This is a genomic window from Rhizomicrobium sp. (genome assembly GCF_056722145.1).
Window position 1 is genome coordinate 1 of sequence record NZ_JBWZET010000150.1, and the last position, 8,478, is coordinate 8,478.

Genomic DNA, 8,478 nt, shown 5'->3' on the forward strand with positions numbered 1-8,478 from the left:
CGCCCGCTCTTCAACGCAACCTCGATCGTCAAGGTCCTGAATTGCAGCGTGGCCGGGTCTTTGCTCGGCACTACGACGGCGTTCTTTACCGTAATCGTGGTCTCCAGACCGGTGGCGTCGCGGCAGATGCCGAGCCCCCCATTGCCTTAATCTCACCCATCATCCCCGTCCCCTCGCTGCGCTACGCTTGCTCGGCCGGGGATGACTGCGTGGGTTTGATCGACTGACGAAATAATGTGCATGGCCGAGCTGCAGTCCAAAACAGCGGATCATTGAGATCAAACCCGAGACATTCCAGGTACCTGAGCAACACTACGCGGTCGAGACGTTCGCGCTTAAATCTGCGGCGATAGAGGTTTGTTTCCTCGAATTCTTCGAGCAGACCCTTTTCAAAAAATACCCAACTATCGCTATCGCGCATAACCATTACCGAACGATCGAGTACCCCGCCGCGCCAGAGTTGGAACATGTGCTGAGGAAACTCGGCGCCGTCGCGCGTCGATATGATTTGAATTTGGAAATGCCTCAATTCCTTCGACACCAAATATGACATCGAACTCCAACCATCACGAAGGTTCGTGATGTATGCGGATGTCGATGGATTGCTCTTAGGTGTCCAAAGCGCGAGTTCACTCAGATGTGCGCCGCCCGCGGGCGGCTCGATGTCATAGATACTACGAAGGTCCAGATCGCCCGACGTAACACGGAATTTCAGGTTCAGCCGGGCGATAATGAGTCGGACGGCTTCGTCGACTTCGCATTGGGCAGCGCGAGCAATCGTAACCGACAGAAATCGATCCGGCGATATGAAGCTCATTACTACCTCAGTTCACACCAACCTGCCCTGTTTCACTGCCGCCGCGATGAAGCCCTTGAACAGGGGGTGCGGGGCGAAGGGGCGGGACTTCAGTTCGGGATGGAACTGGACGCCGATGAACCACGGGTGGGTCGGGATTTCCATGATCTCGGGGAGCTTGCCGTCGGGCGACCAGCCGGAAACGACCAGTCCATGCTCGGCGAGCTGCTTCGTGTAGTTCGTGTTCACCTCGTAGCGGTGGCGGTGGCGCTCGGAGATTGTCGTCGTGCCATACACTTCGGCGACGCGGCTGCCTTCGGTGAGCGCCGCCGGATAGGCCCCAAGCCGCATGGTGCCGCCGAGGTCGGTGCCGGCGTCGCGATGTTCGAGCTGGTTGCCACGGATCCATTCCGTCATCAGCGCGATGACGGGATGGCGTGGATTGCCGTTCTCGGTCGTGTTGGCGTCTTCCAGCTTGCACTGGTTGCGCGCGGTTTCGATCACCGCCATGTGCAGTCCGTAACAGATGCCGAAGAACGGCACCTTGTGCTCGCGGGCGAACTTCACCGCTGCGATCTTGCCTTCGACGCCGCGCTCGCCGAAGCCGCCCGGCACCAGGATGCCGTTGACGCCTTCCAGGAACGTGGCGGCATCGTCGCGTTCGAAGATCACGCTGTCGATCATCTCAATGCGGACCTTGACGTTGTTGGCGAGCCCGCCATGCGCCAGCGCTTCGGACAGGGACTTGTAAGAATCCTTGACCTGCATGTACTTGCCGACGACGGCAATGCGCACTTCGCCTTCGGGGTTCTTCACCCGATCGACCACCCAGTCCCACTTGGTGAGATCGGGCTGCGGCGCATCGGTGATGCCGAACACCTTCAGCAATTCCACGTCGAAACCGACGTCGTGATAGGCCTTAGGCGCCTCGTAAATGGTCTTGAGGTCGAGCGCCGGAATGACGCGTTCCTTCGGCACGTTGCAGAACAGGCCGATCTTCTTGCGCTCGTCTTCCGGAATCGGCTTCTCCGAGCGGCACAGAAGAATATCGGGCTGAATGCCGATGGCGCGCAATTCTTTCACGGAGTGCTGCGTCGGCTTGGTCTTCAGTTCGCCGGCGGCGTGCAGATAAGGGATCAGCGTCAGGTGAATGAAGGCGTGGTTTTCGCGCCCCAGATCGTTGCCGAGCTGGCGGATGGCCTCGAAGAACGGCAGGCCTTCGATGTCGCCGACCGTGCCGCCGATCTCGCACAGCAGGAAGTCGACGTCGTCGGCCCCTGCCATCATGAATTCCTTGATCATGTCGGTGACGTGCGGGATCACCTGCACGGTGCGGCCGAGATACTCGCCGCGGCGCTCCTTTTCGATCACCTGTTGGTAGATCCGGCCCGACGTGATGTTGTCGGCCTTCGAAGACGCTACGCCCGTAAAGCGTTCGTAGTGCCCGAGGTCCAGATCAGTTTCGGCCCCGTCATCGGTGACGTAGACCTCGCCGTGCTGGTGGGGGCTCATCGTCCCCGGATCGACGTTGAGATAAGGGTCGAGTTTCCGCAGGCGGACTTTGTAGCCACGCGCTTGCAGGAGGGCTCCAAGAGCCGCGGAGGCCAGGCCTTTTCCGAGGGAAGAAACCACGCCGCCAGTAATGAAGATTAACCGCGCCATGGGAGGCCAACATGTCGAAGAAGCTGCGGAGTCTCAAGCACAAACATCAGAGATTTTTCTCGCCTGAAACTTTGTCTCAGGCGCCCTAGTCAAGCTGCTGAAATGACTACTGTTAGTGAGGCGTCGGAACCGCGGGGCCCTGCGGCGCGGGCGCCGGCTGGACCGGCCGTTGCGTCGCTGGGACGGTCCGAGTCGGAACCGGCCGCGAATCAAGCATGGATTGCTGGCGGTGGCCACGGGCCACCAGAAGGTTCAAAGCCAGGCAAACAACGAAAAACACGACGGCGAGCCATGACGTCGTTCGCGTCAAGGTATCCGCTGCTCCGCGCGGGCTGAACAGGCCGCCAAAACCGCCGCCGCCGCCACCACCGCCGCCGATGCCGAGCGCGCCGCCTTCGGACCGCTGCAGCAGGACAAACACGATCAAAAGGACCGCGACGACGAGTTCAATGACCAACAGGAGGGTTTGCATACCTGGACCTTTCCGGAAGCCCGGCTTTTAGAGGAGAAAATCCCGATTGGAAAGGTGCCCTTTCGGCCTAAAGGCCGCCATCATCTCGCGCGTCAGCCCGGCTTGTGGGCCACTACCGTTCGGCGTCGAGAAAGGAAAGTTGTCCTGCACCGGCGTTCGGCTCAAACTGAGCCGGCCTTTAGCAGCGGATCGTCGGCACTGGAGCGGCCGACGGCGCGGGCCCGGATCATCGCCACCGTCTGCTCGATCGCCTTGAGGTGATCGGCTTTAGGCGTTTCAGGCTGTAACAGCTGGTTCAGGTTCAGCGCTGCATGCCCGAGCAGGTGCATTGAGGCATTGCGGTCGACGCCAAAGTGCAGGCCCTCCACCGCTGCCTGAACCGAATCGCACCACTCCTGGGCCGCTTCGAACTCGGTCACCCGACAGCGTTTGGCAATCGACTGCGTCATATTGGCGAGCTTGACCAGATGCATGGCCGTGCCCGGGTCGTCCGGCTCCTGCAGCAGCCGCCACAACACGCAGATCTGGAAGGCATCGCGGCGCAACTTCTCGATGTTGAGCGTGTCCTTGGCGACCAGAAGCTCGCGGTGCAACCGGGTCTGGGTCTCGTAGGCGGTCAACCCATCTTTCGCCTTCATTTTCAAAGAATTAGGGGGCATGAACGGCTCAACACTCGAGGCGCGCGATGGATCATTGCGGCGATCGGGGCCGACGTAATCATGGGTGATGACAAAATGCTTGCGGCGTTCGACGTGGGTGTCGATGCGGGCCTTGAGCTGGTTCACCGAAAACGGCCGCAGGATAAGATCGTCAGCACCTGAATTCAGGACCCGGCTCACCAGAGCGTGGGTTTTCTGCCAGGCGGTTACGATGATCACCAGGAACGGATTGGCATGCCCGCCCGTGCCCTGACGCATGTGCTGGATCATGTCGCAGAGTTCGGCGTCGGCCCCCTGGGCCTCGCATAACGCCAAATCGGGAGAGCACTTCTTGATGGAGTCGCCAAACGCGTCGAGCGTCGACACCGCTTCGATGTTGCGGAATCCAAGCGTGTACAAAACCGCGCGCGTCGCATTCCTGTGCGTCGCCACCGGATCGTAAATCAACGTGTCCGCGGTCTCGTAACTGAGCCTTGCCATTCCGGCCCACCATTCTACCCGCGCCGAGTTTGGCGGTTCGCGGGTTAAGGAATGGTGGGCCGCATTGGTTAAAGGCCTATACCGGCGCGGCTTTTTCGCGCGCGCCGGTACCCAGGATGGGCCTGGCGCCTTATGGAGCGGCGTTGATGATGGTCAGGAAATCGGCGGCTTTCAGGCTGGCGCCGCCGACCAGCGCCCCGCCCACTTCCGGCTGAGCCAGGATCTCTTTGGCGTTCTTCGGGTTAACGGAGCCACCGTAGAGGATTTCGATTTTGGCACCGGCATCGCCGAAGCGTTTGACCAGTTCCGCGCGGATATGGCGGTGCATTTTGGCGATGTCGTCGTTGGTCGGCGTACGGCCGGTGCCGATCGCCCAGACCGGCTCATAGGCAATGGCGACGACCTGCGAAGCGGCATCCGCCGGCACGCTGTGGGCGAGCTGGTGGCTGACCACCGCCTCTTCCTTGCCTGCCAGACGCTCGGCTTCGGTCTCGCCGATACAAATCATGACGCCCAGGCCTGCCCGCCAGCCCGCTTGAGCCTTCGAGGCGATCAGTTCGTCCGATTCGGCGTGGTACTGGCGCCGCTCGGAATGGCCCACGATCGTCCAGGTCGCCCCGGCATCCTTCAGCATTTCCGGTGCAATATCGCCCGTGAAAGCGCCCGAAACCTTCGGATGGCAGTCCTGACCACCGATTCCCACGGTCGATCCTGCCGCAGCCTTGGCCACCCGCTCGATCAGCGTGGCGGGCGGGCAGATCACCACTTTGACATCCGCCCGGGGCTTCAGCCCGGCGATCAGGGCCTTAACCTCCACGATGGAGGCCTCCAGGCCATTCATTTTCCAGTTTCCTGCGATCAACAAGCGCATCTCCTTGCCGTTAAGAAGGGGTCTCCCTATCATCCGCCGCCTTCCACCGCTATGCGATTTCATCGCCCTCGGTAACCAGAACCCGGCCAGAAACGGACACGCCATGCTTCAAGAAATGCGGAAATACTCCAAGTCGTGGATCGCCAACATCTTCTTGGGGCTTTTGACGCTCACGTTCGTGTCCTGGGGCGTCGGCGACGTCATCAGCGCCCAGCAGGACAATTCCGTCGCCAAAGTGGGCGGCACGGCGATTGATAAGGGCGAGTTCAGCCGCGACTACCGCAACGCGATGCGCGAAGAGGGCATGCGCCGGACCGGCCAGACCCTGACCGACGATGAAGCCCGCAAGCTCGGTTTGGGCAACATCGTGCTCGAACAGAAGATTGCGACGACGGCGCTCGACAATGTCGTGCATAAGCTCGGGCTCACCGTGAGCGACGCGGCCGTCACCGCGTCAATCCAGCGCTACTCCGGCTTCGCGGGCCTGACCGGCCAGTTCGACCGCCAAGTGTTCCAGCGCGCCATCGAGCGCTTCGGCTATTCCGAGCAAGGCTTCATCGAGCAGATTCGCTCCGACATGGCCCGCTCGCAGCTCTCCCGCGCGCTTGAGGATGGATTCACGCTGCCGCCGGGTTACGCCAGATATCTGTTTGCCTATTTCTTCGAGACCCGCGCCGCGGACTACATCGTGGTTGAGGACAAAGCCCTCGGTGCCATACCGACACCGCCCGACGCCACGCTGCAGGCTTATATCAAAGCCCATACCGATCAGTTCTCGACGCCAGAATACCGCGATGTGAACTATGCCTGGATCGCGCCGTCGGACGTCTCGGCCGGCCTCAAAGTCACGGACGATCAGATCAAGCAGGCCTACGAGGAAAACAAGAGCACCTACGTCATCCCCGAAAAGCGCGACGTACTGCAGCTCAATTTCACCACCGAAGCCGCCGCCAAGGCTGCCTTCGACAAGGCCTCCACGGGTGGCAAGTTCGAAGACCTTGCCAACGAGGCCGGCGAAAAGGCGGTGCCGCAGGCGACCATGACCGAGGAAGATCTCGGCAGCTCCGGCAAGGCCGTGTTTGCGGTTGCCAAAAACGGCGTCGCTGCGCCGCAGAAGACCCCGGCCGGCAAGTGGGCGTTGTTCAAGGTCACGGCGATCACCCCCGGCGTCAACCGCACCCTCGACCAGGCAAAAGAGGAAATCCGCGGCAAGATTCTCGAACAGCTCGCGATGGCCAAGCTCACGGACATTTCGAACGCCTACACCGATGAATCGAGCAAAGGCGCCAATCTGACCGAAGCGGCCAAGAAGGTCGGCATGCATACCGGACGGGTCGCGGCGATCGACGCCCAGGGCCTCGGCCCCGATGGCAAGAAGACGGCCGCCCCCGATGATGCCGACTTCCGGGCCCTCGTGTTCCGCACCGAGGCCGGTGAAGAAGGCGACCCGCAAACCGCCAAGTCCGGGGTCGTTTATGTCGTCGCCGTCAATGGCACGACGCCGCCGAAGCTGCGCCCGCTCGATCAGGTGCGCGACCGCGCCCTCGCCGCGTGGATGGCGCAGGAACGCGCCGCTCTCCTCAAGAAGAAGGCGCAGGAACTGACCGCCCAGGTCAACCGTGAAGGCACGCTCGACAACGCCGCCAAGGCGATCGGCGCCACCGTCCAGAAGAGTCCCGCGATTCCGCACGGATTTGCCGATGCGACCTTCGGAACGCCTCTGGTACAAGCGATCTTCCAGGTCGGCCCGGGCCAGGCGGCGCTCGGTCCGCGCGCGTCCGGCGGCGGCTATGTCATCGCTCGCATCACCGGCATCGTCCATCCGGCACTGCCCGAAAAGAGCCCGCAATACCTGATGGCGTTGCGCCAGCTCGCCGGCCAAGTCGGCGGCACGATGAGTGAAAGCTATATCGCCCAGCAGCGCGTTGATCAGAAGGTCGACTACAACAAGAAGAATATCGACAGCGTCCAGGGCTCCGAGGCGCAGTAAGATGTCGATCCTTCCCGAATTCGCGAGTTTCGCCGCCAAATACCAGGCCGGCGAGGCGCAGGTTCTGTATGCGCGCCTCGTCGCCGATCTGGAGACGCCCGTCTCCGCCTATCTGAAGCTCGCCGAAGGCCGCCAGAACGCGTTCCTGCTCGAGAGCGTACAAGGCGGCGAAGCCCGCGGGCGCTACTCCATCGTTGGCCTCAAGCCCGACCTCATTTGGCGTTATTGGAACGGCAAGGCCGAGATCAACCGCACCGCCCGCGCGACGCCCGACCTGTTCGAGCCGGATACGGAAACCAATCCGCTGAATTCGCTGCGGCGGCTGCTCAACGAAACCAAACTTGCCCTGCCCGACGGTGTCCCGCCGATGGCGGTGGGTCTCTACGGCTATCTCGGCTACGACATGGTCCGGCTGATTGAAAAGCTGCCCAACGTCCCGCCCGATACGCTGGGGCTGCCCGACGCCATCCTGATGCGACCTTCCATCGTGGCGATCTTCGATACCGTCCGCGATGAAATCCTGATCGTCTCACCGGTGTGGCCGGAAGCAGGAGCGGACGCCCGTGCCGCCTATGCCCGCGCGGCGGAGCGCATCAACGACACCATCGCCGACCTCGAACGGCCGCTGCCGGTGGCGCCGGTGCCCGACAATCTGCCGAGCGGCCCGGTGCAGTCCAACATGACCCATGACGAGTACATGGTCATGGTGGCGAAGGCCAAGGAGTATATCCTGGCGGGCGACATCTTCCAGGTCGTCCCCAGCCAGCGCTTCCGCCGGCCGTTCACCCTGCCCTCGTTCTCGCTCTACCGCGCGCTCAGGCGGCTAAATCCGTCGCCGTTCCTCTATCATCTCGCCCTGCCCGGCTTTTCGATCGTCGGATCGAGCCCGGAAGTGCTGGTGCGACTGCGCGACGGCAAAGTCACGATCCGCCCGATCGCCGGAACGCGCCCGCGCGGCGCCACGCCGGAAGAAGACAAGCGCCTCGCCGCCGAACTGATCGCCGATCCCAAGGAGCGCGCCGAGCACCTGATGCTGATCGACCTTGGCCGCAACGACGTCGGCCGCATTGCCAAGGTCGGCGAAGTGACGGTGACCGACAGTTTCTTCATCGAGCGCTACAGCCATGTGATGCATCTGGTGTCGAACGTCGAAGGCGTGATCCGCGACGATCTCGATGCCGTCGATGCCTTGGCGGCGGGCTTGCCGGCAGGAACCCTTACCGGTGCGCCGAAAATCCGTGCCATGGAAATCATAGATGAGTTCGAGAAGGAAAAGCGCGGCGCCGCTTATGCCGGCGCGGTCGGCTATTTCGCCTGCGACGGCACGATGGACACCTGCATCATGCTGCGCACGGCGTTGGTCAAGGACGGCACCATGTACGTCCAGGCCGGCGGCGGCATCGTCGCCGACAGCGTGCCGGAAAGCGAGTTCCAGGAAACCGTCAACAAGGCAAAAGCCCTGATGACCGCCGCCGATGAAGCGGTCCGCTTTGCCAACGCGGCCAAGCGGGGGCAATAAAAAAAGTGAGTAGGGAATAGTGAATTGTG

7 protein-coding genes are annotated in these 8,478 nt (G+C 62.1%); 2 read left to right on the top strand and 5 right to left on the bottom strand.

Annotation, left to right across the window (positions count from 1 at the left end; all coding sequences use genetic code 11):
- Positions 1 to 181 precede the first annotated feature (181 nt).
- The 5 genes from AC1P6P_RS08405 to tpiA all read right to left on the bottom strand — a co-directional run bounded on the left by AC1P6P_RS08405 (position 182) and on the right by tpiA (position 4,940).
- Positions 182 to 817, bottom strand: coding sequence for a hypothetical protein (locus tag AC1P6P_RS08405; protein WP_481401990.1), 636 nt, complete (start codon positions 815 to 817; stop codon positions 182 to 184).
- 12 nt (positions 818 to 829) lie between these two features.
- A complete protein-coding gene (locus AC1P6P_RS08410) occupies positions 830 to 2,458 on the bottom strand; it encodes a CTP synthase (protein WP_481401991.1) in 1,629 nt (542 codons plus the stop codon).
- Between the two features lie 112 nt (positions 2,459 to 2,570).
- A complete protein-coding gene (gene secG / locus AC1P6P_RS08415; protein WP_481401992.1) occupies positions 2,571 to 2,930 on the bottom strand; it encodes a preprotein translocase subunit SecG in 360 nt (119 codons plus the stop codon).
- A gap of 161 nt (positions 2,931 to 3,091) precedes the next feature.
- Complete coding sequence (locus tag AC1P6P_RS08420) at positions 3,092 to 4,069, bottom strand: response regulator (RefSeq protein ID WP_481401993.1); 978 nt, start codon at positions 4,067 to 4,069, stop codon at positions 3,092 to 3,094.
- 130 nt (positions 4,070 to 4,199) lie between these two features.
- Positions 4,200 to 4,940, bottom strand: coding sequence for a triose-phosphate isomerase (tpiA, locus tag AC1P6P_RS08425; RefSeq protein WP_481401994.1), 741 nt, complete (start codon positions 4,938 to 4,940; stop codon positions 4,200 to 4,202).
- 103 nt (positions 4,941 to 5,043) lie between these two features.
- Here tpiA and AC1P6P_RS08430 point away from each other — a divergent pair, with 103 nt between their 5' ends.
- Positions 5,044 to 6,930 carry a peptidylprolyl isomerase gene (locus AC1P6P_RS08430; RefSeq protein WP_481401995.1) on the top strand — a complete coding sequence of 629 codons (1,887 nt, stop codon included), beginning with the start codon at positions 5,044 to 5,046 and terminating at the stop codon, positions 6,928 to 6,930.
- Position 6,931: 1 nt separating this feature from the next.
- Entirely contained in the window at positions 6,932 to 8,449 is a 1,518-nt protein-coding gene (gene trpE / locus AC1P6P_RS08435; protein ID WP_481401996.1) for an anthranilate synthase component I, read from the top strand.
- Positions 8,450 to 8,478: the final 29 nt, after the last annotated feature.